Source organism: Streptomyces sp. NBC_00631 (assembly GCF_045206895.1).
Lineage (GTDB): Bacteria > Actinomycetota > Actinomycetes > Streptomycetales > Streptomycetaceae > Streptomyces.
The window spans coordinates 1,297,966-1,324,890 of sequence record NZ_CP107734.1; the positions used below are offsets into that span (position 1 = coordinate 1,297,966).

General features: G+C 67.6%; 19 protein-coding genes and 1 pseudogene. 14 read left to right on the forward strand and 6 right to left on the reverse strand.

Going from position 1 to position 26,925, the window contains the following annotated elements; genetic code table 11:
* The first annotated feature begins 25 nt into the window (after nt 1-25).
* The 9 genes and pseudogenes from OHB00_RS06150 (at nt 26) to OHB00_RS06190 (ending at nt 10,983) form a co-directional block, all read left to right on the forward strand.
* Nucleotides 26-484 (forward strand): DUF6114 domain-containing protein, encoded by a 459-nt coding sequence (locus tag OHB00_RS06150; RefSeq protein WP_406432036.1) that lies wholly within the window; start codon nt 26-28, stop codon nt 482-484.
* Between the two features lie 610 nt (nt 485-1,094).
* The gene (locus OHB00_RS06155; protein ID WP_406432038.1) at nt 1,095-1,664 is read left to right on the forward strand and encodes a hypothetical protein; all 570 of its coding nucleotides are present in this window, start codon (nt 1,095-1,097) and stop codon (nt 1,662-1,664) included.
* An 87-nt stretch (nt 1,665-1,751) separates the two neighbouring features.
* Entirely contained in the window at nt 1,752-2,453 is a 702-nt protein-coding gene (locus OHB00_RS06160) for an SDR family oxidoreductase (protein ID WP_406432040.1), read from the forward strand.
* 27 nt (nt 2,454-2,480) lie between these two features.
* Nucleotides 2,481-3,359, forward strand: coding sequence for an alpha/beta fold hydrolase (locus tag OHB00_RS06165; protein WP_406432042.1), 879 nt, complete (start codon nt 2,481-2,483; stop codon nt 3,357-3,359).
* A 142-nt stretch (nt 3,360-3,501) separates the two neighbouring features.
* Nucleotides 3,502-5,156 (forward strand): annotated as a pseudogene (locus OHB00_RS06170) (CocE/NonD family hydrolase).
* Nucleotides 5,157-6,051: 895 nt separating this feature from the next.
* On the forward strand, nt 6,052-7,803 hold the full coding sequence (locus tag OHB00_RS06175) for a CocE/NonD family hydrolase (protein ID WP_406432044.1): 1,752 nt from the start codon (nt 6,052-6,054) through the stop codon (nt 7,801-7,803).
* Complete coding sequence (locus OHB00_RS06180; protein WP_406432046.1) at nt 7,800-9,443, forward strand: AMP-binding protein; 1,644 nt, start codon at nt 7,800-7,802, stop codon at nt 9,441-9,443. Before OHB00_RS06175 ends, OHB00_RS06180 begins: the two co-directional genes overlap by 4 nt.
* The gene (locus OHB00_RS06185; RefSeq protein ID WP_406432048.1) at nt 9,440-10,228 is read left to right on the forward strand and encodes an enoyl-CoA hydratase/isomerase family protein; all 789 of its coding nucleotides are present in this window, start codon (nt 9,440-9,442) and stop codon (nt 10,226-10,228) included. Before OHB00_RS06180 ends, OHB00_RS06185 begins: the two co-directional genes overlap by 4 nt.
* Nucleotides 10,225-10,983 carry an SDR family oxidoreductase gene (locus OHB00_RS06190; protein ID WP_406432050.1) on the forward strand — a complete coding sequence of 253 codons (759 nt, stop codon included), beginning with the start codon at nt 10,225-10,227 and terminating at the stop codon, nt 10,981-10,983. The genes OHB00_RS06185 and OHB00_RS06190 overlap by 4 nt, the downstream gene beginning before the upstream one ends.
* Nucleotides 10,984-11,034: 51 nt before the next feature.
* Here the strand turns inward: OHB00_RS06190 and OHB00_RS06195 are convergent, their stop codons facing one another.
* Nucleotides 11,035-11,160 carry a hypothetical protein gene (locus OHB00_RS06195; RefSeq protein WP_406432052.1) on the reverse strand — a complete coding sequence of 42 codons (126 nt, stop codon included), beginning with the start codon at nt 11,158-11,160 and terminating at the stop codon, nt 11,035-11,037.
* Between the two features lie 885 nt (nt 11,161-12,045).
* Nucleotides 12,046-14,418 (reverse strand): SpoIIE family protein phosphatase, encoded by a 2,373-nt coding sequence (locus OHB00_RS06200; RefSeq protein ID WP_406432054.1) that lies wholly within the window; start codon nt 14,416-14,418, stop codon nt 12,046-12,048.
* A gap of 253 nt (nt 14,419-14,671) precedes the next feature.
* Between OHB00_RS06200 and OHB00_RS06205 the strand changes: the two genes are divergently transcribed.
* The gene (locus tag OHB00_RS06205) at nt 14,672-15,244 is read left to right on the forward strand and encodes a TetR/AcrR family transcriptional regulator (protein ID WP_406432056.1); all 573 of its coding nucleotides are present in this window, start codon (nt 14,672-14,674) and stop codon (nt 15,242-15,244) included.
* A gap of 86 nt (nt 15,245-15,330) precedes the next feature.
* On the opposite strand, the gene OHB00_RS06210 is transcribed toward OHB00_RS06205, so the two are convergent.
* Nucleotides 15,331-16,638, reverse strand: a complete 1,308-nt coding sequence (locus tag OHB00_RS06210) for an NmrA family NAD(P)-binding protein (RefSeq protein ID WP_406432058.1) — start codon at nt 16,636-16,638, stop codon at nt 15,331-15,333.
* Between the two features lie 862 nt (nt 16,639-17,500).
* Between OHB00_RS06210 and OHB00_RS06215 the strand changes: the two genes are divergently transcribed.
* From OHB00_RS06215 to lipB, 3 genes are all read left to right on the forward strand, one after another.
* The gene (locus tag OHB00_RS06215) at nt 17,501-19,024 is read left to right on the forward strand and encodes an MFS transporter (RefSeq protein ID WP_406432060.1); all 1,524 of its coding nucleotides are present in this window, start codon (nt 17,501-17,503) and stop codon (nt 19,022-19,024) included.
* A gap of 350 nt (nt 19,025-19,374) precedes the next feature.
* Nucleotides 19,375-19,944 (forward strand): TetR/AcrR family transcriptional regulator, encoded by a 570-nt coding sequence (locus OHB00_RS06220; protein ID WP_406432062.1) that lies wholly within the window; start codon nt 19,375-19,377, stop codon nt 19,942-19,944.
* A gap of 310 nt (nt 19,945-20,254) precedes the next feature.
* Nucleotides 20,255-20,956 carry a lipoyl(octanoyl) transferase LipB gene (gene lipB / locus OHB00_RS06225; RefSeq protein ID WP_406432064.1) on the forward strand — a complete coding sequence of 234 codons (702 nt, stop codon included), beginning with the start codon at nt 20,255-20,257 and terminating at the stop codon, nt 20,954-20,956.
* Between the two features lie 522 nt (nt 20,957-21,478).
* On the opposite strand, the gene OHB00_RS06230 is transcribed toward lipB, so the two are convergent.
* Genes OHB00_RS06230 through hisD form a run of 3 tightly spaced genes read right to left on the reverse strand, consistent with a single transcriptional unit; the run spans nt 21,479 to nt 24,557 of the window.
* Complete coding sequence (locus OHB00_RS06230; RefSeq protein WP_406432066.1) at nt 21,479-22,444, reverse strand: 3-hydroxyacyl-CoA dehydrogenase family protein; 966 nt, start codon at nt 22,442-22,444, stop codon at nt 21,479-21,481.
* 12 nt (nt 22,445-22,456) lie between these two features.
* Entirely contained in the window at nt 22,457-23,218 is a 762-nt protein-coding gene (locus tag OHB00_RS06235; protein WP_406432068.1) for an SDR family NAD(P)-dependent oxidoreductase, read from the reverse strand.
* Nucleotides 23,211-24,557: a histidinol dehydrogenase gene (hisD, locus tag OHB00_RS06240; protein ID WP_406432070.1), complete on the reverse strand. Its 1,347-nt coding sequence runs from the start codon at nt 24,555-24,557 to the stop codon at nt 23,211-23,213. Before hisD ends, OHB00_RS06235 begins: the two co-directional genes overlap by 8 nt.
* A gap of 964 nt (nt 24,558-25,521) precedes the next feature.
* On the opposite strand from hisD, the gene OHB00_RS06245 reads away from it, so the two are divergent.
* Entirely contained in the window at nt 25,522-26,541 is a 1,020-nt protein-coding gene (locus tag OHB00_RS06245) for a LacI family DNA-binding transcriptional regulator (RefSeq protein WP_406432072.1), read from the forward strand.
* The last annotated feature ends 384 nt before the right edge of the window (nt 26,542-26,925 follow it).

Consider the following 26,925-nt stretch of genomic DNA (forward strand, 5'->3'; position numbering starts at 1 on the left):
CCCGCAACGATCTGGGAGCTACCACATGACGAGCGCCGACGCGCCCGCGCGCCCCCACAGTGACGACGGCTTCGCCCGCGCTCGCCGTAACTTCCGCGCCTGGCGGCGCACCCGCCCCTTCTGGGCGGGTCTGCTGGTGCTACTGGCCGCCGCGCCGATCATCTACTTCCCGTACTTCAACCTCTCCCTGGGCGGCCTGTCCGTGGCGATGTCCACCACCGCGGGGGCGGGATCCCTGGCCATCGGCCTGACGCTGATCGTCCTCGGCGGACTTCTCTGGTTCCAGCCGATCATCAGGTTCTTCGCGGGCTGCGTCGCCGTCTTCCTCGGCGTGCTGTCGCTCCCCATCTCCAACTTCGGCGGATTCCTCTTCGGCACCCTGTTCGCGGCCACGGGCGGACTGCTCGCCCTGGCCTGGGGTCCGGTGGACGAGGACACACCTGGCGACACCGTCGGCGCGGAGGGAGAGCCGGGCAATGGTTGACCAGTCCGACCAGTCACCCGACGCCGGCGAGGCCGTAGCACCCCTCTTCGTCCGGCCTCCGAGAGGCCGCCACGCCCTTCCTCGTACGCCCGCGCTGACCCGCCTGCGCCTGCCGCTGGGAAAGGCTCTCGCATTGACCGCGCTGCCGACTGCACTGGTCCTGGGGAGTCAGCGCGTGTCCGCCGTGGACACGAGTGCCACCGCGGCTCACTCCGCTCCCGAACAAGGGACCACCGACGGTGTCGACTGCGCCCGTCCCGACGACACGGCATCCCCGGCCACGGCACCCACTCCGTCCACCGCTCCCCGCGCGCCCGGCACCCCCAGCGGAGACACTTCCATCAAGCCGCCGGATCACGTGGCCGACGAGGGAGCGACACACATCCCGGCTCCGCCGTCCGCTCCGCCCCCCTCACCGAGCGCGAGTGCCGCCTCCAGCAGCCTCGCGGGTATCCTCGGCGCCCTCTTGGGCGGCGACACCGGACAGCGAAGTCCGGCACCCGACACGGGCCCCTCAATGAGCCTGGCCGCTCCGACGCCCGAGGCCACGGAACCATCCGACCCACCGCCACCAGCGCCTCACGCATCACCCACCTCCAGCCACCAGACCATGGCCCCATCACCCACGCCAGGGCCCACCGAGTCGCCCCACTCAGGCGCCCGCACCTGCGACATCAGCGACCTCAAGGCACCCGAGGAGATGAGTGCCGGCCGATTCGCCGCCGAGTCCTGGAACATGAAGGGCAGCCACCTCGAACTGCACGACCTCATCTTCGGCGGCGTGGTGACCGTGGACACGGCCGCCGGGCCCAAGCGGGTGCTCAAGTTCTCCGCGGCGGCCGTCACGATCCGCGACCTGAACATGGCGGTACCCGTCGGCCCTCAGATCCAGCACATCGACGGAGTGCCTGGTTCGACGTCCGCGCTGCGAGGCCACCGCATCACCATGTACGTCGAAAGCCTGACGGGCACCCTCTCCGGCGTCGAGGGCATCCCCCTACCCCCGGCCCTCCGCCTCCACCTCACCCCCGACACCGTCCCGGAGTGGCTCTACGACACGCTCGGGGAATTCGGCGTCAAGCTTCAACTCAGCTTGGACGACGCCGACATCGACCAGGCCGGACAGACAGGTGGAGAGCTCGTCATCCCAGGGATCCACGGGTACGGCACCTCCCGCTGAAGCCGGGACGCTGAGGGGCTTGCACCTGGAAACCGGTCAGTTTACCCTCATGGAAACTGACCGGTTTCTCAGTCTGTGGAGACAGTCATGACCGCTTTGAAGGACGCGCACGTCTTCGTCACCGGCGGCAGCCGGGGCATCGGCAAGGCCCTGGTGGAGGAGTTGTACGCGCGCGGCGCCGGCAAGGTCTACGCCACCGCCCGCGACCCGCGCACCGTGACGCACCCCGACGCGGTCCCGGTGGCGTTGGAGGTCACCGACCCGGCCTCGGTGGCCGCGGCCGCCGCACAGGCCCAGGACGTCACCGTGCTGATCAACAACGCCGGTGCCTCGGTCGGCGCCTCCTTCCTCGACTCCCCGGTCGACGACGTGCGCCGGGAGTTCGAGACCAACTTCTACGGCCCGCTCCTCGTCGCCCGGGCCTTCGTGCCGGTCATCGAGCGCAACGGCGGCGGCCACCTCCTCAACGTGCACTCCGTGCTCTCCTGGATCGCGCTCAGCGGCTCCTACAGCGCATCCAAGGCCGCCCTGTGGTCGCAGACCAACTCCCTGCGCCTGGAGCTGCAGCCGCGCGGCATCGCCGTCACCGGACTGCACGTCGGCTACGTCGACACCGACCTGACGACAGGCGTCGACGCCCCCAAGTCCGACCCCCGTGACGTGGCCGCACTCGCCCTCGACGGCATCGAGGCCGGCGCCCACGAGGTCCTCGCCGACGACATCTCCCGGCAGGTCAAGGCGGGCCTGGCCGGCGACCTCACCGCCCTGTACCCCCAGCTGGCCAAGTGACCCCCTTCGCACCAAGGAGTCGGCGACATGCCCACCCACGAGCCACGTCCCACGATTTACATCCCAGGGACCACCAGCCACACCATCGCCCCACGCGCAGGATCCGACGGCCGCGAGGGAACCCTGCGCTACCTCAAGGCGGGCACCGGCGCCCCCCTGGTCCTGCTGCACACCGTGCGCACCCAGGCCGAGCACTTCCGCCACCTCATCCCGCTGATCGCCGACCACTACACGGTGTACGCCCTCGACCTGCCCGGGATGGGCCACTCCGAGATCGTGCCCGGTGCCTCGTACGACGAGCCGGCCATGCGCGCGGGCGTCAAACGGCTGCTGACCGAACTCGACCTCCACGACGTCACGTTGGTCGGCGAGTCCATGGGCGGGGTGCTCGCCCTGACCACCGCGGCCGATCTCCCCGAGCGCGTCCGGCGCGTCGTCCCGGTCAATGCCTACGACTTCCGCGGCGGAATCGCCCGCTCCAGCCTCCTCGCCCGCGTAGTGGTCAGTGGTGTCCTCGCGCCCGGAGTGGGTCCGGTGATCGCCGGGGTGGAGCCCAAGCCCGCCCTCAGCAAGATCCTCCAGGGCGGCCTCGGCGACAGGAGCGCACTGCGGGAGGACTACCTGGACGAACTCCTCCAGGTGGGCCGCCGCCCCGGCTACCCGACCGTCGCCCGTGGCGTGTACCAGGCCCTTCCCAGCCTCATCGCGGCCCGCTCCCGCTACCCCGAGGTCAAGGCCCCCGTCCACCTCGTCTACGGCGAGAAAGACTGGTCTCGCCCCTCCGACCGAGAAGCCAACAAGAAGATGCTGCCGACCGCCGACTTCACACAGGTGCCGGGAGCGGGGCACTTCATCGCCCTCGAACGGCCAGACGTGCTGGCCGGCCTGCTGAACTCGGTGACCTGACCGCCCGAGAGTGCCGTGGCCACCCCTGTTCGGGTGTAGTGCCCGAGGGGACCCTGTTCGACCATGACGCGTGACAGCGTCGTGGTACGCAAAGGAGCAATACATGGCAGAGATCCAGATCGAGCTCGATGTCCCGGCCCAGATGCGTGACGGCACCGTGCTGCGGGCCGATGTCTACCGGCCCGGGGGCACGGGGCCGTGGCCGGTGCTGCTGAGCAGGCTGCCGTACGGCAAGCAGACCCCCATGATGGGCGTCGTGCTCGACCCCCTGGCGGCTGCCCGGAACGGTTTCATGGTCGTCATCCAGGACACCCGCGGCCGGTTCGCCTCCGACGGTGAGTGGCAGCCTTGGACGTACGAGGAGAGCGACGGCTACGACACCGTCCGCTGGGCCGCCGCCCTCCCCGGCTCCAACGGCTCGGTCGGTATGATCGGCGGCAGCTACTTCGCAACACGCAGTGGATGGCGGCGCTGTCCAAGCCGCCGGAGCTGAAGGCCATCGCGCCGATGATCACGTGGTCCGAACCGGACGACGGGCTGTGGACACGCGGCGGCGCCATCGAACTCGGCATCAGCGTGCCCTGGTCCCTCCTGCAGGGCGCCGACACCCTGATGCGCCGACACGCCACCGACCTCGACGGGCTCGTGACCGGTATCACCGGGCTCCTGCAGGATTTCGACGGCCTGGCGGACGGCGGTTACGGGGAGCTGCCGGCCGGGCGGTTTCCCGCGTTCGCCCGGCACGGCCTGCCCGAGCTGGGCTACGAGCGGTCCCGGCGAGAGCCCGAGTGGGCGGCGTCCGCCCGGGTCGCAGGCCGGCACGGCGAGGTCGATCTGCCCACTTTCCAGGTCGGCGGCTGGTTCGACATCTTCAGCCAGGGCACGCTCGACAACTTCACCGCGATGCGCCGCGCCGGCCGACCGGCCACGCTGGTCATGGGCCCGTGGACCCACACCAACTGGCGGCACGTGGTAGGTGACGTCAACTTCGGGTTCGGCGGCAATTCCGACTTCATGGGCATGCGGGGACGCCTGCACGACCTGCAGTACGACTGGTTCCGGCGCACGATCGGCGACGGCGAACCACTGGAGCCGGACACGGGCAGGGTGCTGCTGTTCGTCATGGGGATCAACCAGTGGCGCGAGGAGACGGAATGGCCCCTGTCCCGGGCCGTGGACACGGACTTCCACCTGCGCGCCGACGGACGCCTGACGCAGGAGCCGCCGTCCACCCCGGAGCAGCCCGAGGAATTCACCTATGACCCCATGAACCCGGTGCCCACCACGGGCGGCGCCATCCTCATGGGCGGTGGGCTCCTCGGGACCGACGAGTTCCGTCCCGGGCCGCTCGACCAGGCGGCCGTGGAGGCGCGCGACGACGTCGTGGGCTTCACCACCGAACCGCTCACCGAGGACACCGAGGTGACCGGCCGCGTCAAGGCGATTCTCTACGCCGCCACCGATGGCCCCTCCACCGACTGGGTGGCCCGCCTGTGCGACGTCGACGAGAACGGCGTCTCCCGCAACGTCACCGACGGCATCGTGCGCGTGCGCGCGGCGACACCCGGCGAGGCGGCCGAGCACGTCGTGGACCTGTGGTCGACCAGCATCGTCTTCCGAGCAGGGCACCGCATACGGGTACAGATCACCTCCAGCAACTTCCCCCGCTGGGACCGCAACCTCAACACAGGCGAACCCGAACAGACCGCGACCACACCCCGAACAGCCCGCCAGCAGGTCTTCCACGACCCCATCCGACCCTCCCGCATCACCCTGCCCGTGGTGCCTCCGGCCTGACCGGAAGCGATGGGAGAGCCCGCCGATCTGTTGCTCCGGTGGGCAAAGTCGCCAAAATCGGTATGTTGGCTCCGTGGCGTCCTGCGGCGGAGGCGATGACCTCCCACCAGGGCGCCCGCCATCAGCAAAGCGGTGAAGATCCTCGGTCAGCAGACAGAAGGTTCCGCTCTACCGGCTGACGATGACGCTGCCGGATCTCCGGGGTCGTGTCCCGCGACATTGCGGAGTTCGCACTCCGCAGCTCAATGGGGTGGTGTAGTCGATTCCGCGCCGGATGACGGTGATGACGTCTGTGAACGGCGCAGAGAACCGGAGAGAGGGGCCGGCCGGTGCGTGCGCCACGGCGCTGAACGCAACCGCACGGTCCTGATGACTACTCCACTCTGCGCTCTGCGGGGCACCACCTGAAACCCTCGGCCGACCGATCCTTCGGAAGCGCGGAGAAGGGCGCACTGTGGCGCATCAGGACGCGCCGGGCCCTCTGTGGTCGATGAGTCCGGCGAACACATCGCCCAAGCCGAGTACCCCGCCGTTCCCAGGAGAGCCGCGCAGCCACGCGCCCGGCCGGGTCGGCGTGCCGCACGCAGGTCGAGTCATACGAAGGCTGGTCCGGAAAACCGCCGTGCGGGTAGCCGGAGACCTCCTCACCCTGCAGAGCGCCGGGTCCCCTCCTTGATGCGCTGGTGGCGCGGCGTTGGCGGCCCCATGGCGCGCCGACTCTGCCTTAGGCCCCACCTAGCGGATCCGTCGTCGGCCCAATCCGCCGTCGGCGCCCTCAGGGGGAACTCAGGCAGGTGGATAACGCGAGGTCAGCCTTCCGGCTGGTAATTGACAGGGTACGCACGTACCTCTTAACGTACCCGGACGCAACGTCGTCGCTCAACGAGGAGCACCGATGCACCACATATACGACATAGACGTACGGGTTCCCATGCGTGACGGCGTAGCCCTCGCCGCCAACGTGTGGCATCCAGCGGAGGGGACGGCTCCGACGCTGCTCGTGCGCCTCCCGTACGGCAAGGACGTGATGGGCGACGTCTCGGCGGGCACCCCAATGCCCAGCCTCCTGGCGTTGGTGGAGGCCGGCTACGCGGTGGTGGTGCAGGACTGCCGGGGCACCCACCGCTCGGAAGGTGAGTTCGTTCCGCATATGGCCGACCGGGCCGACGGCGAGGACACCGTCGCTTGGATCGCCGAGCAGCCGTGGTCGGACGGCACGGTGGGCATGTACGGAGGGTCCTACCTCGGGATGGTCCAGTGGGAGACCGCCGTGGCCGGTGCCCCCGCCCTCAAGGCGATCGCGCCGGCCGTCACCTCGATCGACAACTATGAGGCGCCCTGGTACTCCGCGGGCGGTGCGCTCTCGCTGAGCCTGGTCACGCTGTGGAACGCCATGATGTACACGGCCGACGCTCAGCGGTCTCTGGCGGCCGGCGAGGGCACCCTGGCCCAGGTGCAGCAGCTCGGTCAGGCGCTGCTGTCCGCCGAGTCGCTCAACGAGGTGCTGCCGACGGCTGAGGTTCCGGTCCTCAAGGCGTACGGGAAGTGGTGGGACGACTGGATGGCCCACCCTTCCCACGACGAGTACTGGGATGCGATGGAGCTCACGCCCGAACTCAAGAACGTCACCGTCCCGGCGCTCAACATCGGCGGCTGGTACGACCTCTACATCGGCCAGACCGTGCGCACCTACACCACCGCCCGCCAGAAGGCAGGCAGCGCGCAGGCACGCGAGGGGCAGCGGCTGGTCATCGGCCCGTGGGACCACCTGTCCGCGAGTGGCGTCTATCCGGACCGCTCCTTCGGCCCGCTGGCCAGTACACAGATGATGGACCTGACCGGCCTGCATGTGAAGTTCTTCGACCGCTGGCTCCGCGGCGACACCACCGCTCTGGACGGCGTGGCGCCGGTGAAGATCTTCGTGATGGGTCTCGACCAGTGGCGCGACGAGCAGGAGTGGCCGCTGCCCGACACGCGGTGGACCGACTTCCACCTCACCAGCGCCGGTCACGCCAATACCGCGGACGGCGACGGCGTTTTGACCACCGAACCGCCGGCTGTCGTCGAGCGCGACACCTACCTCTACGACCCGCGCCGCCCTGTTCCCTCGGCCGGTGGGGCGTCCATGCCGACGACACCGGGGTTCTGCGGCCCGGTCGACCAACGGGCCGTCACCAGTCGCGACGACGTGCTGTGTTTCGCCACCCCCGTACTCGACGAGGCTGTCGAGGTCACCGGCCCGGTCAGCCTGACCCTGTTCGTCTCCTCGTCGGCTGTGGATACCGACTTCACCGCCAAGCTCGTCGACGTGTTCCCCGACGGCAGGGCGATCAACCTGTGTGACGGGATCCTGCGCGCCCGCTACCGGGGCGGCCTCGCCACGGAAGAGCTGATGGAACCCGGCACGGTCTACGAGATCACCGTCGACATGACGGCCACCTCGAATGTGTTCCTGCCCGGACACCGCATCCGCGTGGACGTCTCCAGCAGCAACTTCCCCCGCTACGACCGCAACACCAACACCGGCGGCGTCATCGCCCGTGAGAGCGAGGAACAGATGATCCCCGCGATCAACCACATCCATCACGGTCCGAACCACCCCAGCCGCCTGGTCCTGCCGATCATCGACCGCAAGGACCAGCGATGAGCGCCGCCGACCGCGTCGCCGAACTGACCGCGACATTCGCGGCGCCGTCGCTAAGCGTGGCCCGGCTGCTGTGCGACCAACACCCTGCCGACCGCGTCGCGTTCATTGTCGCCGACGGCACCGGTGAAAGTTCCGAGCTCACCTACGGCGAGCTCGCAGAGAACTCGCATCGCCATGCGCGGGCGCTGCAAGAACTCGGGATCGGCCCGGGTGACCGGGTGGCGACCCTGATGGGCAAGAGCTCCGACCTGGTCACCGTCATCCTGGCGATCTGGCGGCTCGGCGCGGTCTACGTCCCGCTCTTCACCGCCTTCGCGCCCCAGGCCATCGCCCTGCGTCTGGAGGGAGCGGGTGCGCACGTAGTGGTCGTCGAGCCGGGCCAGCGCCACAAACTCGACCCGGGCCCCGACATGCCGGACGACCCACAGCGCCGCATCATCGTCACCGGAAACGCCGCCTCACCCGGTGACACCTCGCTGGCCGACCTCATCGCAGCCGCGTCGCCGGAGCCGGTGCCCGCCGTCACCACGAGCGGCGACGGCCCCCTGGTGCACATGTTCACCTCCGGCACCACCGGCAAGCCCAAAGGGGTCATCCACCCCGTCTCCTACATCGCGGGGTGGCAGATCTACCTGGAGTACGGCCTTGGCGTCACCCGGGACAGCAGCTACTGGTGCGCTGCCGACCCGGGCTGGGCCTACGGGCTGTACTCCGCCATCGTCGCTCCGATGGCCGCCGGGATCCCGAGCCTGCTGCTGTCCGGCGGCTTCTCCGCCGAGACGACATGGCGCACCCTCGTCGACCACCAGGTCACCGACTTCGCTGCCGCCCCCACCGTGTACCGGGGACTGCGCTCCTCCTCGGTGCCGGTGCCCCAGGGCCTGCGGCTGCAACGGGCGTCCAGCGCGGGCGAGCCCCTGACCCCTGAGGTCAACGAGTGGGCCAGCACTGTGCTCGGTCTGGCCGTACACGACCACTTCGGGCAGACCGAGGTCGGCATGCCCCTGGCCAACCACCACCACCCCGAACTCACCCGCCCCCTCAAGACGGGGTCCATGGGCCGGCCGGTACCCGGCTGGAGCCTGACCGTCCTGGGCGACGAGAAGGACGAGCCCGCCGAGCCGGGCGTCCTCGGCCGAGTCGCGATCGATGTCCCGGCGAGTCCGCTGATGACCTTCCGCGACTACCAGATCCCCGGCCAGAGCGGCTCTAAGTTCACTGCGGACGGCCGCTATTACCTGACGGGCGACGCCGGGCGGGTCGACGACGACGCCGACTTCTTCTTCTCCTCCCGCGACGACGACGTCATCATCATGGCCGGCTACCGGATCGGCCCGTTCGAGATCGAGAGCGTCCTCGCCCAGCATCCCGCGGTCGCCGAGTGCAGTGTCATCGGCGCACCCGACGAGGTCCGCGGCGAGGTCATCGAGGCATACGTCGTCCTGCGCGACGGCCACGACGCCTCGCCAGAACTGGCCACCGAACTCCAACTGCTGGTCAAGACCCGCTACGCCGCCCACGCCTACCCCCGTCGGATCCACTTCATCGACGCCCTGCCCAAGACCCCCAGCGGCAAGACCCAGCGCTACCTGCTGCGCAACCGCCGACGCACCGAACTCGCCACCTCGGAGCCACGTTGACCGACCCCGAACCTCTGCTCGTCGAACAACGCGGTCCCGTCCGGTGGCTGCTGCTCAACCGCCCCGAGCGGCGCAACGCCCTTGACACCACCCTCATAGAAGCCCTGGACAAGCAGATCACCAGCGCCGAGGCCGACCCTGCCACAGCGGTCATCGCCGTGGCTGGCAAGGGACCGAGCTTCTGTGCCGGCGGAGACTTCCACCAGTTCCTCCAACTGCACGACCACGGCAACAACCCGGTCGACTTCCTGACCGACGTGTCGGCCTGCTTCAGTCGCATCGCGGCCAGCCCGAAACCATGGGTCGCCGTGCTGCACGGTCACGCTGTCGCCGGGGGCCTCGAACTGGCACTGGCCTGCGATGTCGTCGTGGCCGCCGATACCACGCTCATCGGCGACGGCCACCTCAAGCGGCGCCTGGTGCCGGCAGGTGGGTCGAGCGTCCGGCTGCCCGATGCGGTCGGACGCGGTCTGTCGCGCTGGCTCCTGCTCACCGGCGAACTCCTGCCCGCGACCGCCTTCGAGCACACCGGCTGGATCCGCGCGATCGTGCCCGAGGCGGACCTCAACGCCGCCGCCACCCGCATCTGCCACCAACTGGCCGACCGCCACAGCCCTGCTCAGCAAGGGCTCAAGACACTGCTGCACCGGATCGACGGCATAGCCCCCGAGCAGGCCCTGCGCGAGGAACTGGCCACGTTCGCCGACAACTGGTCGGCGAGTTCGGTGGCCGACGCCCTGCGGGATTTCCTCGCTCCCCACACCACGAAAGCAGACAACAAGTGAATCGCTACCACGGACGCGTCGTCGCCATCACCGGGGCCGCACAGGGCCTCGGCCTCGCCATGGCGACCCGGTTCGCAGCGGAGGGCGCCACGGTCGCCCTGGCCGACGTCAACGAACAGGCCCTCACCCACGCCGCCCAGACCATCACCGATGCCCGCGACGCGAAACTGCGCACCGACGTGGTGGACGTGACCGACTCCGTCCAGGTCAATGCCTGGATCGACCGCGTCACCGCCGGACCCGGCCGCCTCGACGTGCTGGTCAACAACGCCGGCATCATCCGTGACAACCGCGTCGAGGACATCACCGACGAGGACTGGCACGCCGTCGTCGACGTCAGCCTCACCGGCGGCTTCCACTGCGCCCGCGCCGCGTTCGGCCCGATGAAACGCCAGGGCTACGGACGTATCGTCAGCTTCTCCTCCATGTCATGGCGCGGGAACTTCGGCCAGACCAACTACGTGGCCGCCAAGGCGGGGATCGTCGGCATGACCCGCACCCTCGCGCTCGAAGGCGCCCGCCACGGCATCACCGCCAACGCCATCGCCCCCGGACTCATCGACACCCCCATGCTCGCCTCCATGAACGGCCCCGCACGCGACAAACTCACGAACAAGATCCCGATGCGCCACACCGGCAGGCCAGAGGACATCGCCGAAGCCGCGGCCTTCCTCGCCAGCGAACCCGCCGGCTACATCACCGGCGTCGTCCTGGACGTGGACGGCGGCATCTCCATCGGATCCTCGATCCGGTAACGCTGATCCGACGGTCACGCGGTGACCGCTCGGCCTCACCGTCGGAAACCGTCACGGCCCAGGCGCCACGGCATCGAGAACCCCGCGCAGCCCTCCCGCAACGATGCCGTGCCGCTCGAACCGGCGCGGCCGGCTGGTCAGGGTGTGCGGGCTGAGGCTGGGCAGCGCGTCGCGCAACTCGGTGAAGCGATGCTGTCATCGCAGGAGTACGCGCACGATCAGGGTGACCCACGGCCCATCGAGCAGGGTGAGGAACCGAGCGACGCCGTCCCCCGGGAGAAATTATGACGCCACCGGCGCCCAGGGCGCCCCTGTCGTCGCCGCCCTCGCCGCCGTGGGCAAGCCTTTGACCGCTCCGGCCCGCAACGCGAGCACCGTCGTGGAGGGCGCCCGCGTACCAGCCGTCGACTACTCTTCCACCGGGAAGCTGCCCCATGCTTACCGGGGCGCGGTGACATGTTCGTGGTGTTCTCCACCAGCGGTGCCATCGTGAGCGCCGACGGCGACAGCCACCAGGACGATTCGTCCGAGAGTGCCGTCTCGGTGCTCGGCTGGCGGACAGCGAAGTCTCCCACGCGGCGAGCGAGCCCCGTTCTATCTGAAGCACCTGCTCCCGCCCCATGTGTTCGCGGGCATCCGTGAGGAGGGCATGCTGCGCTATCCGCAGCCCGGTGGTTTCCGCGCCTCGTGGGCTTGCACCTGGACATCGCCGACGCCCCCACCGCGTCGTTCGAGCGCAAGGACGTCACGACGTAGCTCCGTAGGACACGCGGCGATCAGCGGTGAGGAACCGGCTGGCGTTCAGCATCCGGCTCCGGCAAACGGTGGTCCACGAGGCGGCCGACTGGATACCTTTCCCGCACCGCTCGTACCGCTGCTGGGCGTGCGGACCATCGCCACCACGGCTGCGTACCGGGTCCTCGGTACGCAGCCGGACGGCTCGATCACAGCCGAACGTTCCGCCCAGAAGCGGCTCGGCTTGACGCCTGGGACGGCGAGCCGGTTTGGCTGACTTCAATCTCTGAGCCCGGCAGACCGAAAGAGCGGTCTGGCCGTCCGACGTCAGGTGGGAACCGCTGAGAACGGGGCATCGGAGGTGATGGCCTGTTCGGCCCAGACAGTCTTCCCGCGGCTCCCGTAGCGGCTGCCCCATCGGCTGGTGAGCTGGGCGACGAGGAATAGACCGCGACCGCCTTCGTCAGTCGTACGCGCTCGTCTCAGACGCGGCTGGGTATTACTGGGGTCCGTCACTTCGCACACGAGGCTCTCGTTGTGAATGAGGCGCAAGCCGACCGGTCCGCCGGCGTAGCGGACCGCGTTGGTCACCAGTTCGCTGACCACGAGCTCCGTGGTGAAAGCAATGTCCTCTAGCCCCCACTCGACAAGCTGGCGGGCAACCACGTCGCGGGCTTGGCAAACGACAGCTGGATCGGCCGGAAACTCCCAATACGCCGTTGTGCCCTCGGGCAAGGCGCGGACGCGGGCGAGGAGAAGGGTGATGTCGTCGCGGGGCGGGGGATCCGTGGCATCTGCGAGCGCGGAACGACCGATGTCGATCAGCGAGGAGTCTCGGCTGGAGGGCGCAGCAAGACGATCGGCCAGACGCTGGAGGCCGACGTACGGGTCTGGGTGCAGGCGGTGGATCAGCCCGTCGGTGCAGAGGGCCAGGATGCTGCCCGGCTCCAGATCGACGGTGGTTGTCTCGAAAGGCATGCCCCCGACCCCCAGGGGCGGACCGGGGGCGAGCTCGACGTCGCGGACGGTGCCATCAGGCCGTAGGACAAAGGGCGGCGGGTGACCGGCACTGGCCACTGTGCAGCGGCGGGTCACCGGATCGTAGACGGCGTACAGGCAGGTGGCGCCGATGGCGTCCTGGCGCGCGGGTTCGGCTTCGGCCGCGAGGCGGATCACCAGGTCGTCGACATGGGTGAGGAGCTCGTCGGGCCCGAGTTCCAGGTCGGCAAGAGTCTGGACAGCGGTACGCAGGCGGCCCATGGTGGCTGTGGCGTGCAGGCCGTGACCGATCACGTCACCGACCACGAGGGCCACACGTAGCGACGGCAGACGAATGACGTCGAACCAGTCGCCGCTGATCTCGGCACCGCCGGCAGCAGGCAGATAGAGGCCCACTGTCTCCGCCGCCGGGCTGTCGGTGGTGAAGCGAGGAAGAAGGCGCTGCTGCAGGGCGACGGCCGCACGGTGCTCACGTGTGTATCGGCGGGCGTTGTCGACACTCAGCGCCGCCCTGGTCGCGACCTCCGTCAGCAGCTCCGCCTCCTGCTGATCGAAGGTCCGTGATTCCCCGGTGCGGAACAGAATGACGCAGCCAAGCATGAGGCCTCGTGCGTACAGGGGTGCTGCGACACACGAGTGTGCCTTCTCGGGAACGAACAGACGATCCAGCTCCGGATCACCCATGTCGGTGACCTCCGTGCGATCGAGCATCGTGAAGACGGTCCCCTGCTGAAGAGCCCTCATAAGAGGAAGGTCCGGGAACCAGGGAACTGCCTCTCCGGGCTGGAGGAGCGCCGTGGGCCAGGCCCCGTCAGCCGAAGCCACTGCGGCCCTGCGCAGGTGAAGCTGCCCTCCGCCGACAGTCTTGAGGGGCTCATCCCCTTCGAACACCGCCTCGGCCAGCTCCACCCATGCCAGGTCTCCGAGAGCGGGGACGAGCACGTCGACAAGGCTCTGAGCCGTGCGCTGGACGTCGAGGGAGGCGCCGATCAGGACAGACGCCCGGTGCCGCAGCTCGAGGTCACGCCGGGCGCGCCACCGCTCGGTGGCATCCGTGACGAGTGTGACCACTCCCGCCGGGTGTCCCCGGGCGTCTTCCAGCCGGACGGCGGACAGGTAGAAATGCCCCTGGAATTCAAGGCCTTGGGTCGAGCGTCTCCTCCGCTCGTAAGCCACCAGCGGCACTCCTGTGGAGAGCACCTTACTCAAAGTCGCCTTGGCCTCCCCGGCGTCCCGCGGATCCACCAGGTCCGCCAGACACCCGCCCACGGACAGATCGGGGCCCATATTGGTTCGCACCACCCGCAGATCCGTGTCATGGATGCCAATCCCGATCCGTTCCTGGGAGAGCAGCGCCTGCAGGACGCGTGTGCCGTGTTCCCAATCCGTTGCCCAGCGCAGCGGTGCGGCAAGAACGAAAAACTGAGAGCACCCTCCCAACCGCTGCACCCGGAATGCGACCTCAATCGAGCGGCCGGAGCGGTGCCGTAGCCGCGCCTCCCCTGACGTCGGCCCCACAAGGTTGTCGGCGTCCGCCCTCCAGCGCTGCTCGGAGGGGCCGACGAGCAGATCCCCGACCGGCTTGCCGTGGACCTCGGCGGCCGTCCAGCCCACGAGCTCCGTGGCTTCGGCTGACCAGCCCACCACCGTGCCCCGGGTGTCGAGCAGGGCCGTCGCGATGCCGTCGAATCCGAACGACATGTGGAGAGCAGACCGGCTCATCTGGCTTCATCCCCTTACGGAGCGAACTCTCTCATTATGTCCTGGCTGGCACCAGCGCGACGAAGCCGAGCACCCTGGGTACGTTATATGGTACTTTGGCACCCACGCGCGTAGACGTTTCCGGTCGGACGACCACCCGCCGCCTCGGCAGAGACGCGCATGGGAGACTGCTGCGGTGACGGCCCAAACTGACTCACGCGACCGACGCCCGCGCCGAACGGCACGTAGGCGGGTGGTCGACACCCGTCGGCGGGACGAACTGCTGCGCCAGGCCGAGGCGATCATCCTGGCCGAAGGCTTCACCGCGGTGACCATGGACGAGCTCGCCCAACGGCTCGAGTGCTCCAAGGCGACGCTGTACAGCCTCGCATCCACGAAGGAACAGCTGGTGCTGGCGGTCACGCGCGCCTTCTTCCGGGACGCGACAGCCGAGATCGAGCAGGCCGTCCAGGCCGAGCCCGACCCCCGGCAGCGCATCCGGGTCTACCTCGCCGGCGTCGGCACGGCCATGCGCCGGCATTCGAACGCCTTCTACGACGACATGGTCGGTTACGAACCGACCGCACAGATCTACCGCAAGAACTCCGCCGCCGCCGCGCACCGCGTCCACCAACTGATCGAGGAAGGTGTGCACACCGGCGTTTTCCGCTCGCTCAACGGGCATTTCGCCGCCCAGGTCGTGGCCGTGACCATCGACGCACTCCAGTCAGGGGTCCTCCTGGAGAGCACCGGCCTCACCGCCGGCGACGCCTTCTCCGAACTCGGGGACCTTCTCCTGGACGGGCTCGGTTCGGGACATGAGTGATCTGGGCACATCCTCCGACCGGAATACCGATCGCCCGCTCATGACCCCGCATTGGCCGGGCCATGGGCGGCGCCGATCGCGTCCTTCTACAACTTGCCCGTCCTGAAGTCCGCACTGCTCTTGAGGACCGCGGAGTCCATGGTCCAGTTCTCCGACTGAACCCTCTCCCAAAGACTTCCCTTGCCGAGCTCCCTCCCCAACTGGTCTTCGCGGCGGAACCACTCCTCAGCGCTTCTGATCCTGTTGGGGTGGATTTCGTCGAGCAGGGCGTAATCCCTGGTGATGATTCCGTGCTTCCACACGTTCCAGAAGCCGGTGAAATTGTCACGGAAGCTCATGGTGCTCTTGTCATTGGGATCGGCATTGTATCCGGCGGGATGATCAGCAACATTCTTCAGATCCGGACCATTCCAATAGGTTTCCAGGTCCGTGTCGATGTACTGCGCCGGGTGCCCGGTGACCTTCTCGAATGCCGCAGCCATATCGGTGTAGGTCATGTGCTCAATGGCGACTTCGAGGTCCATGCCATTGGCCCGTTCCGGGTGGTCGAAGAGCCAGCGGACATAGAATCCACAGTCGTCGAGAGCTACGTGCGGGACGGCTCCCTCGCCGAGCGGGACCCGCCACGTGACGACGCCGTCCTCGATGCTGGGCGTCATGGGCGTGAGTGGGGAGATCACCATCTCGATGTAGGGGCCCGAAGTGAAGACCGCAGCTCCCATCCGGTCCCTGTTCTTTTGGTTCTGGAACAGCACCCATTCAGCCATGCGCCCCTTGCCGTCATAGTGGCCGGTGCGGAACCTGGAGTCGTAGCCAGACTTCTTCAGAGCGTAGTCGAGGTTTCCGTAGACGAAGAACTTGATCCCTTCTTCGATCGCTACTTCGTAACTACGGATGGCCCAGTAGGTCTCGGTCTTCTCGCCGGTGTTGAACCCGTCGAGATTGACGAAGGCCCCGTCGCAGCTCCGAAATCCTTCCCGCAGCACGTCCTCGTCGGCGAACGATCCTTCGATGATGGACACGTTGCCGAGCGCGAGGAGTTCCTGGGCCCGGGGGGACGTGGCGTCCCGGGTGAGGACCCGGACCGAATACTTCTTGTCTGCGACAAGAGCACGGACGATGGGCATCCCTTGGGCCCCTGTACCACCGATGACGAAGATGGAAGAGGTGGCATGAGAAGACATGGTTTTTGACTCCAGAGGTTGAGTACGCACGCGATCAGCACGCGTCCGACGCGGCGCGATCGAGGCTTGTCCCTGCATCAGTTTGGCGATCAACGGCGGCGACCAGCTGACGCTGTGCCACTGCCCACGGACCACGAGAAACGGAAACCGATCGGTTTCCGTCACGATACACCGATCGGTTTTCAGGTGGCAAGTCTCCGACACAGGCACCCAGGCCTCCTTGTCGCGCCCAGCGGCCTGATCGCTGAAGGCCAATCACCGATTTAGTGTTCCCGCATCCGGGTTCGACGGGTGCATGCGCAGGGACCCTGACCGGGAAATTTCGCGTCCACAGCTCATGGCACACAGTGCACCCTTCTGCGGGCCTGGCGTTGCCACGGTTCGGCGTCGGCCGACCCCGACCGACGGGAAGGCAGGCCTCGATTGGTTTGCTCTTTCCACATCGGGCCGAGTAAGCGTCTGGCCGTCAGGTGACGACAGGCCGAGCCGTCCGCCAGCACGAGCAGACGGGAACGCCCCCGCCCAGCCGCGACGGCGTAATCGACATGGCGGGCACGCAGGGTGACGGTGACGCACGCACATGTCGCGGCGAGCACGCACCCGCTTCACCTTCCACGATGCGGAGGCCAAGGTATCCAGCCCCATGGCCTCGTCGGCGTGCGTCCGGTCTTCCACGCCGACGCGACAGCGGTGCAGCCCTTCCAGGAACGGGGCGTGCGGGAGGCGGCGACGCCTCGAACGCGGCGAATACTGGTGGCGGTAACGCGGTAGCGCCAGCCCATCTTCTGCTCGAGCGCGGTCAGTATCTTCAGGTGCCGCCCGGTGAGCCCGGACGCGGCGCACTGGCAGCCGCATCCTCTTCGGTCGGCCGTCACGCGGCGAGAAGGCGTTGACGTTCGAAGGGCCGCGTGGGGCGCAACGTCCCACGTCCAGATGACAACGGCAGCCGACGCGGATCGCCGACCGCACTGTCGGATCCCTCACAGGTCAGACGACCAGTGTGTACTTGCACCATGGAAACCGATCTGTTTTCCTGAGGGGAAACAGATCGGTTTCCGATCAGGGCCGACCTATGACCAGCAGCAAAGGGAAGACATTGACTGCCACCCTCGACCGCATAGCGAACGCCTCCGGGAAGACAGACTCGGGCCGTCGCGGCTCACACGCCGTGCGCTGGTGGGTGCTGGTCGTGCTGGGCGTGGCGCAGCTCATGGTCACGCTCGACGCGACCGTCGTGAACATCGCACTGCCCGAAGCACAACACGACCTCGGTTTCAGTGACGGCAGCCGGCAGTGGGTCATCACGGGGTACGCCCTGGCGTTCGGCAGCCTGCTGCTGCTCGGGGGGCGCCTCGGCGACCTGTTCGGCCGACGTACGACTTTCGTGACCGGCCTGTTCGGTTTCGCGGCGGCCTCCGTGGTCGGCGGCGCGGCCGGCAGCTTCGAGATCCTCGTCGCGGCACGCGTGGCCCAGGGCCTGTTCGCCGCGCTGCTCGCACCCGCGGCGCTCTCACTGCTGAGTGTGACCTTCACCGACCCGGCCGAGAGGCCGAAGGCCTTCGGCATCTTCAGCGCCTTGTCCGGTGCGGGCGCCGCGGTCGGGCTCCTGCTCGGCGGCATGCTCACCGAATGGGCGTCATGGCGCTGGGTGATGTACGTGAACGTCGTCTTCGCGGGCGTCGCATTGGCCGGTGCGTTGCTGCTGCTGGCCGAGCCCGCACACACCGAGCGACCCAAGATCGACATTCCTGGCACCGTCGTGGTGAGCGCCGCGCTGTTCGGCATCGTCTACGGGTTCGCACACGTGGAATCCACCAACTGGACCGACCCGGTCGCCCTCGGCTCCATGATCAGCGGCGTGGTGCTGCTCACGGTGTTCGCCTGGCTGGAGTCCAGGGTCGCGCATCCGCTGCTGCCGCTGCGCGTGGTGCTGGACCGGACCCGAGGCGGTTCGTTCCTGGCCGTGTTCGTCCTGGGCATGGGAATGTTCTCCATCTTCCTGTTCCTGACCTACTACCTGGAGGCCAGCATCGGCTACTCGCCGATCGAGGCCGGCCTGTCCTTCCTGCCGATGGTCGGGGGCATCGTCGCCTCGTCGACCACGGTGCCTTCGCTGCTGCTGCCCAAGGTCGGCCCGAAGATCGTGGTCAGCGCCGGCTTCCTGGTCTCCGCATCCGGCATGGCCCTACTGACCCGGCTCACGCTGGACAGCGCCTACGTCGCCGACATCATGCCGGGCATGATCCTGCTGGGTCTCGGTATCGGTGCGGTGATGACCACCGCTTTCCAGGGTGCGACCTCCGGCGTCCACCACGAGGATGCGGGTGTCGCCTCCGCGCTGATCAACACCAGCCAGCAGGTGGGCGGCTCGATCAGCACGGCACTGCTGACCACCGTCGCCTCATCGGCCGCGACCGACTACCTGTCCTCGCACAAGCCCGGCGCACTGACCATGGCCCAGGCCGGGGTCGAGAGCTACACGGCCACCCTGGCGTGGGGCGCCGGGATCTTCGTGGTCGGCGCGGTGCTGACGGCGTTCCTGATGCCGAATGCAGCTCTGGCGCCGTCGGAGGGCGAGCGCGTGATCGCCCACTGAACCTGAATCCACCGAGGACACGCGGTCGATCACACGACGAGTGGACTGCGGGAAGCGCCCCGTCTTCCTTCGCCGGCCGGTGCCCGCAAGGCACGGATCAAAGCAGGGAGGCGGGGCACCTCAGAACAGTCCGTGTCTGCCGCTGCTTTGCGCCGCGAACCCCTCTAGGTGGTGCCCATTTGCTACCACCTCCTCGTGGAATTCGAACGTCGGTGGCGGATCACCGCCGCCCGGCAGAGCGGAACCGTACGCACGTCCAGCTCGACGGTGGGCAACGCGAAGGGTGGTACCGGAAAAGCGTCGTAAACCGATCGGTTTTCATTTCGGCGACAGGGAGTTACTCTCGCGGTATGACCACCCAAGTGAAACCAAGCACCAGAGACAGGCTGCTGGAGGCAGCAGCCGCACTCACCTACCGAGACGGTGTCATCATCGGTGTCGACACGCTGTGCAAGGCGGCAGGGGTGTCGAAGCGCTCCCTGTACCAACTGTTCGAGAGCAAGGACGAACTGCTCGCGGCGAGCCTGGAGGAACGCTCCGCCGCCTTCGTGACGAGCCTTCTGCCTGCGACGGACGACAGCCACTCACCCCGAGAGCGGATCCTGCACGTCTTCGACCAGTTGGAGAGGCAGGCGGGTATGCCCGGCTTCCAAGGTTGTCGGTACCTGGCTGCTCAGATCGAGCTGAAAGACCAAAACCACCCCGCGAGCCGGGTGGCCCACCGGGTCAAGGCTAACCTGACATCCTTCTTCCGTGCCGAGGCCGAACGGGGCGGGGCAAGCGACCCTGACCTGCTGGCCCGGCAGCTGATCCTGGTCTTCGACGGCGCCAGTGCCCGCGCGGGCATCGGAGCCGACAGACTGACGGGGCTCATCACGCCCACGGTGGCCACCCTGCTCGGCACAGCAGGCATGCACTGACGCGCCCCGTCTTCGCAGGCGTCTCGCGGACTGAGGGTGCTGCCGTCGCTGTCTCACAGCCCCACCAAGGGCAGGCCCCTGAGCCTCGCGGCAACCTCCGCACCGCACTGGCCAGCTACCACGCCCCCACCGTCGCCATCCCGTCGATCCGGACGAGGGCAACCGTCACTCTGGACGCCGGAGGCATGCGACTGCGTCCCGACCGCCGCGGCGTGTTCTACGACAGCTCCGCTCCGAGAACTGATCACGTCTCTGGCACGACGTCACCGTCCACAGGCGGCCATGACATCCGGCAACACGAAGGAACATCGTGAGATCGACGAGTCTGGAAGTAATCGATCTGGGTGAAGTGCCGTACGAGGTGGCGCAGGCCGACATGGCCCGGTGGGTCACCGAGCGGAAGGAGGAGCGTGCGGGGAACCGGCTGTTCCTGTTGACGCACCCGCCGGTGATTACCTACACCGCGCGGACTCCGGTCAGCCAGCTCCCGGATCCGAGTTCACCGATACCCCTTGTCGAAGTCGACAGGGGCGGTCATGCCACGTACCACGGCCCTGGACAGCTCATCGGCTATCTGGTGGTGAACGTGCGCGACCTCGGCCCCCATGGCCTGGTACGCCGGGTCGAGCACGCTCTGATCCACGCGGTGCGATCGCTTGGCTTCGAGGCGGTACGACGGGACACACCGCGAGGATCCGAAAGCCTGGCAGGCGTATGGACGCCCGACCACCGCAAACTCGCCTCCATCGGCATGCGTATCAGCGGCAGTGTGACAAGCCACGGATTCGCCCTCAACATCGCCCCTGATCTCGACGTCTACTCAACATTCATGTCCTGCGCGCTGCCGGACGTCCGCATGACGTCGCTGGCGGCACTCGCCGAAGAAAGCGGGCGGCCCACGCCTACTGAAAATCAAGTACGGGATACCGTGACCGCAGCCCTGACAACCGGGCTGAGTGCCGCTCGTGGAACGGCTGTCGTGATCGGCGACCACGCATGCGACGGGCCGTGATTTCTTGACGCGGAAGCCAACAGATCACGGCGGTGTTCGGCGGTCGAGAGTTACTAGTTGAACCGGGCGATGTGCTTGCGTGACCCTCCGTGGCCCTCACCAACTGCTGCTCCGATGATCGATCCCGCCCAGGAGGTACCTTCCCGGGCGCTTCCGTTCAAGGAGCGGACTGCCGGGCGGGCGGCTCGCGCCAGGTTGGGACCACGCCGGTGGAGTCGTCTCGCCGCTTGAACACCGTATGCGCGCCACACTGTGGCGGCGTAGTAGTGGACGGCCCTCTTCCCGAGCGACCAGCCGGATACGGCCTGGAGACCGGGACCGGAGAGCCCGCCGTCAAGCACTACCGCGACGGCGAGCTCTCGCGGAACTCCCTCTCGGAACGGATCGAGGAGGCGATGACCCCCTTTCGTCCCGCCCTCAGCCTGCTCGATATCGTGCCCGGTAGGTTCGCCTCGGCCGGGCACCTCGCTGTCCTGGGCCGGGGTCTGCCCAAACGTCATTTGACCTGGACCTATTTGCGCGTCAGAGCCCAGGCGCTGCACCCAGCTCTGACCTCAGAGCGGAGAGTCGTACGTAAGCCGCGTCCCGGTAGCCCAGCAGCGCGTGCACCTGCGACTGATCGACACCCCGCAGGCCGCCGCCCGCCTTCACCCCCAGATTGTTGTCCTCCACGGCCTCGCGTACGGCTTTCGGGCACGCGAAGCGTTCGCCGAAGGCATCTTCGAGAGTGCGGTAGGAGGACGCGTAAACGTCGAGGCCGGCCATGTCACCAATGGCGAAGGGCCCGAAGAGCGCCAGCCGGAAACCGAAGGTGCTCGACACGATGGCGTCGATCTCGGCCGGTGTAGCGATGCCCTCTTCGACTATCCGGCTCGCCTCCTTGAAGAGGGCGAACTGCAGGCGGTTGGCGACGAACCCGGGTGAGTCGGTGACCCGGGCGGTGACCTTCCCGAGGCTGCCGATGAGTCGCTCGGCATGGTCGATGGTCTCGGGACTGGTGCGCGGCCCGGGGATCAGCTCGACGCCCGGGATGAAGGGGGCGGGGTTCATCCAGTGCACTCCGAGGAAGCGCTCAGGAGCGCTGACCCACGCGGAGAGGCGGGCGATGGGAATCGCCGAGGTGTTGGTTCCGACGATCGACGCGTCCGGCAGCGCGCTGCTGATGCGCGTCAGGGTGGCCTTCTTGATTTCGGGATCCTCGGGAACGGCCTCGGTCACGTAGTCAGCCTCGGCGACGGCCGACTCGATCGACTCCGCTGCGGTCAGGTTGGCCGCGATCATCTCGCCCGCTCCGACCGGCATGAGACCGGCCCGTTCGAACTCCGCAGCCTGAGTCGTGAGGCGATCGTAAGCGCGGCGTGCGGTGGCGCCGTCGACGTCGGCGAGGGTGACTCGGTGGCCGCGCAGGGCGAACATCTGCGCAATCCCCCCGCCCATGTAGCCGGATCCGGTGACCGCGACCCGCTCGATCCGAATGCTGTCGTCCAAGGCCCTCTCCCGTCAGTGAATGGTGTAACCGCCATCGATGACCAGTGTCTGGCCCGTGATCAGAGACGCCGAGCCGCCGAGCAAGAACGCCACCGCACCGGCGATATCCTCGGGTTCGCCGAATCGACCGATCGGAATCCGGCTGAGCAGATCGGCCGCCCACTCTGGCCGCTCGAGAGTCGAGGCGGTGAGATCGGTCCGGACGAAGGTGGGTGCGACGGCGTTGACCCGTATCCCCGCGCCCGCCCATTCCAGTGCGAGCACCTTTGTCAGGTGAATGAGCCCGGCCTTGCTCGCGCCGTAGGCGGCCCGTTCCTCGATGGCCACGACCCCTGCCTGCGAGGCGACGTTTACCACCGCCGCCCGCGTGCCAGTCGCGATCCAGTGCCGCGCGAGCTCGGTGGTGAGCAGGAATACTCCCTTGAGATTGGTGTCGAGGACGGTGTCCCAGTCCGCCTCGGTGAGATCGACGGCGCGTTTGGGAACGTTGACCCCGGCGTTGTTGACCAGTAGATCGATGCGGCCCGCGTGCTCCAGTGCTGCGGCGACGCCCGCCCGGACGGATTCGCCGGAACGCGCGTCGAGAATCACCGGGACGGTTCGGTACCGCTTGGCGATCTTCTCGGCCGTATCGAGGTCGCGGCTGCTGCCGTAGACGGTCGCGCCGGCGTCGGCCAGGGAATCGGCGATTGCCAGCCCCAGTCCCCGGCCGGCGCCGGTGACCAAGGCCGTGCGACCAGCCAGAGGCTTCGGATTCACCACCGGCTCACCCACGGAAGGCATGCTGCGAACTCCACGACAGCGCGGTCCCGCGGTATTTCGCCGCGCGCACGTCACCTGACCGCGCGTGACCCTCGAACCGCTCGGCCCGCGAGACGCGGCCGCACAGTTCGCCCAAGTACGCGCTGGAGGTGCGGCTGGTGACCTCCTGGTACGTCACCGTGCGCAGGAACTTGCCAACCCAGAGCCCGCCGGTGTATCGGGCCGCGCCCCGCGTCGGGAGGACGTGGTTGGTGCCGATCACCTTGTCGCCATAGGAGACGCAGGTGCCCTCGCCTAGAAACAGTGCGCCGTAGTCGTGCATCTTCTCGAGGGCTTCGCGCGGGTTCTTGGTGAGGATCTGCACGTGCTCGAAGGCGTAGCCGTCGGCGAGTTCATAGGCATCGTCCAAGGTCTCGACTACACGGACCTCGCCCCAGTCACGCCAGGCGGCGCCGGCATAGTCACGGGTGGGCATGTCGATGAGCAGCGTGTCGATGTGTTCGATGACCGCGTGGCCCAACTCCGAGCTGGTCGTGATGAGCACCGCCGGGGAGTCCGGGCCATGCTCGGCCTGGGAGAGCAGGTCGACGGCGACGATGAACGGGTCGGCGTGCTCGTCGGCCACGATGAGAACCTCGGTGGGGCCCGCGAACAGGTCGATGCCGACTTCGCCGAACAGCTGCCGTTTCGCCTCTGCGACGAAGGCGTTGCCCGGGCCGGCCAGTATGTTGACCGGGGCGATGGTCTCGGTGCCCACTGCCATCGCGGCGACGGCCTGGATGCCGCCGAGCAGGTAGATTTCGTCGGCGCCGGCAAGCCGCATCGCGGCCACAGTGGTGTCGGGCACCTCACCGTGGATCAGCGGGGTGCAGGCCACGACGCGCTCCACGCCAGCGACCTTGGCGGTAACGATGGTCATGTGCGCGCTGGCCAGCAGCGGATACTTACCCCCAGGGACGTAGGCACCCGCCGCCCGCACTGGCACTTGCTTCTGGCCCAGAAACACGCCCGGAAGGGTCTCGATCTCGAATTCCGTGATCGACTTCAGCTGTTTCCGGGCGACGACACGGACCTGCTCCTGCACGAAATGGATGTCTTCGATGACATGCGTGGGAACCCGAGCCACGATCCTGTTGAGCTGGGTCTCGGTCAGCAAGTACGACTCGGCCGAGTAGTTGTCGAAGTTCTCCGAGTACTCCCGGACGGCGGCGTCGCCCCGTTTGCGGATGTCCGCGATCATGGCCTCGACGGTCGCACGCACCTGTGGAGTGCTGTCGCGGCCGCCGCCGTCCTGGGTGGGCGCTTTCAGTTGCACCGACACCGGGCCAGGTTTGGCGGTTGCGGCTCTCATGGACTACACCTCCATGGTCATTGATGGGCGACTGATCGCGCCCAAGTCCGTCCCGTCAGGTGAGTTCCTGCATACGAAATCCCGCAGGCCCGCTCATGGATACGGTGACCCGCGGCGGGAGAGAAGTAGAGATCCCTCGGCGCTGTCGATCGACCGGTGGGTTCCCTTGCAGGCCCGCCCCAGGAACTGCAGACGTGGTCGGGACTGGGACGACTGTATACGTATCCATATCACCCAGCAAAGACGTTCCGAAAAAAATGTGTACGTATACAACCTCATTCAAAGCACCCTGTCCACTCCTGCGCCTCGGCCGAAGCGCGGTCGAGGGGGGTACTGCCGCGCTTGCGGTCGCCGAAGCGTGCGTTACCTTTGGCGGGTTCGTGGTGGAGGACAGTCGTAGTGATCTTGTGAGCGGGGGCGTGTTGCGGTGCCAACGCCCGGGCCGAGCCGGTTCCACTCAAGACATTCACGGCAGCACCTTCAAGGTCTCCGGCCGTATCCGCCAGCTGCAGCAGCGGACTGGGGCGCTGCTAGCGCAGCGTCAACACCCCCACCTCCTCAGCAAACGTCTGACGGCCACAGCCGGGACTGTCACAGGACAACCGCCGCAACCGACAACCCGATCGGCACCTGACGCCTACCAGCAACGGCATCGGCCAGCTGCGGTATTGGTGTTGTGGACCTGCACAGAACCCCGACCGCAGCCCGGACACGCCACCCGGACTCGCGGGCGCAGGCCGCGACGCACACCAGACCGCCCTCCATCCACCTGCATTTCACCGGCACCGCCTCGACGTGCGTTGACCCGCGCCGGCTCCCTCGATCGTTTGTATACGTATGCGCGAGTCTTGCCTGAGGGGATAGGTTGCTGGGAGGATGCGATTGCCATGTTCTGCCTCGTCAGGCGGGGCGTCGACCATTTCATAGCCGCATGCAACTCGGGACCGGAGAAGGTGGGAGACCCATGCCGACGAGCCGGGACGTCGCGCGCTTGGCGGGAGTCTCGCAAGCGACCGTCTCCAGGGCCCTGTCATCCTCCTCTAGCGTCGCACCGGCAACCCGAGCCAAGGTCTTGGCAGCGATGACCACGCTGGGTTACTCCGTGCACGCCGGCGCTCAGGCGATGAAGACCCGTCGCACCAATACGGTTGGGGTCGTCGTGGCGGACCTCTCCAATCCCTTCTTCACCGAGCTGCTCCAAGAACTGACCTTGGTGCTTGATGATGCCGGGCAGCGTGTCGTCATCTGGAACAGCTCGAGCAACAATCACACCGATGCGCTCGAGTCGATCAGAACGTCCGCCATCGACGGAGTGATCTTCACCACCGCGACGCCGTCCAGCGTTGAGCTGGCGGCAGCGGTGGAGCGCCAGAGTCCGGTGGTGCTGATCAACCGCGAGGTGGACGGTCTCGACTGCGACAGGATCGTGAGCGACAACGTGGCCGGAGCAGCGCATGTCGCCGAGTTCTTCGTGCGTCACGGACGAAGAGACGCCGCGTTCATCGGAGGAAGCCCGGACGCGGCAACTTCACGGGATCGAGCTCGAGGCTTCCTCGATCGTATGAGCGATCTCGGGTTCCCCGTCCCGGAGCACCTTCGGTTCGAGGCCGATTTCTCGCACGACGTCGCCTACCAGATCACCCACAAGCTGTTGGCGCGGGGCATCCGGCCCTCGGCGATCTTCTGTGTCAACGACTACATGGCATTCGGAGCCCTGGACGCCCGCCGCAGCCGAGCCCTCGCTCCGGAAGAATGTTGGATCGTCGGTTACGACGACGTCGAGATGGCTTCCTGGGACAGCTTTGATCTCACGACGGTCCGGCAACCGATCAAGGACATGGCCGTGAGGGGAGTCGCGATGCTGCTGGAGCGTATCAACGACCCCACGCTGCCACCGCGTCGACAGAGCTACCCTGCCGCACTGCTCGTCCGCGGGAGCACGCCGGTACGGGGTGACACGCCGGTACGGGGTGACGGGATGTGACGACCGGTGCCCCGACTCAGCCACTGGTGTGGTCTGAGGCTCCGTGCAAGGTGCAGGCGGCAATCAACAAGGGCGCCATCCATGCGCCTCCAGGAGCATGGCGAGACCGCCCGGGTTCTCCCGGTGCCAACGAGTGGGCCGTATCGCGGAATCGGCGGCCTGCTTGTGCACCGCGAGATGGTCGGCCTCCGTCACGCCGTAATCCGCGAGGACTCGCTCGAGCAGTCCAGCGTGGATCCCTCGACAGCGGGACGTCCACCGGAGGTCACGGCGGGCGCCCTGGATGACAGGTCGTCCGGTGCCATGACCCGTGCCCTGGCGTTGGCCATGGCCCGCGCCAGGTGCGCCTCGATACATCCGGCTCGCCGGTGATCAGCCGGGTCA

Excerpts from the sequence above, each read along its gene's own strand:
- OHB00_RS06150 (WP_406432036.1), top strand. The coding sequence starts at position 26 with ATGACGAGCGCCGACGCGCCCGCGCGCCCCCACAGTGACGACGGCTTC.
- OHB00_RS06155 (WP_406432038.1), top strand. The coding sequence starts at position 1,095 with ATGGCCCCATCACCCACGCCAGGGCCCACCGAGTCGCCCCACTCAGGC.
- OHB00_RS06160 (WP_406432040.1), top strand. The coding sequence starts at position 1,752 with ATGACCGCTTTGAAGGACGCGCACGTCTTCGTCACCGGCGGCAGCCGG.
- OHB00_RS06165 (WP_406432042.1), top strand. The coding sequence starts at position 2,481 with ATGCCCACCCACGAGCCACGTCCCACGATTTACATCCCAGGGACCACC.
- OHB00_RS06175 (WP_406432044.1), top strand. The coding sequence starts at position 6,052 with ATGCACCACATATACGACATAGACGTACGGGTTCCCATGCGTGACGGC.
- OHB00_RS06180 (WP_406432046.1), top strand. The coding sequence starts at position 7,800 with ATGAGCGCCGCCGACCGCGTCGCCGAACTGACCGCGACATTCGCGGCG.
- OHB00_RS06200 (WP_406432054.1), bottom strand. The coding sequence starts at position 14,418 with ATGTCGTTCGGATTCGACGGCATCGCGACGGCCCTGCTCGACACCCGG.
- OHB00_RS06215 (WP_406432060.1), top strand. The coding sequence starts at position 17,501 with ATGACCAGCAGCAAAGGGAAGACATTGACTGCCACCCTCGACCGCATA.
- OHB00_RS06220 (WP_406432062.1), top strand. The coding sequence starts at position 19,375 with ATGACCACCCAAGTGAAACCAAGCACCAGAGACAGGCTGCTGGAGGCA.
- hisD (WP_406432070.1), bottom strand. The coding sequence starts at position 24,557 with ATGAGAGCCGCAACCGCCAAACCTGGCCCGGTGTCGGTGCAACTGAAA.
- OHB00_RS06245 (WP_406432072.1), top strand. The coding sequence starts at position 25,522 with ATGCCGACGAGCCGGGACGTCGCGCGCTTGGCGGGAGTCTCGCAAGCG.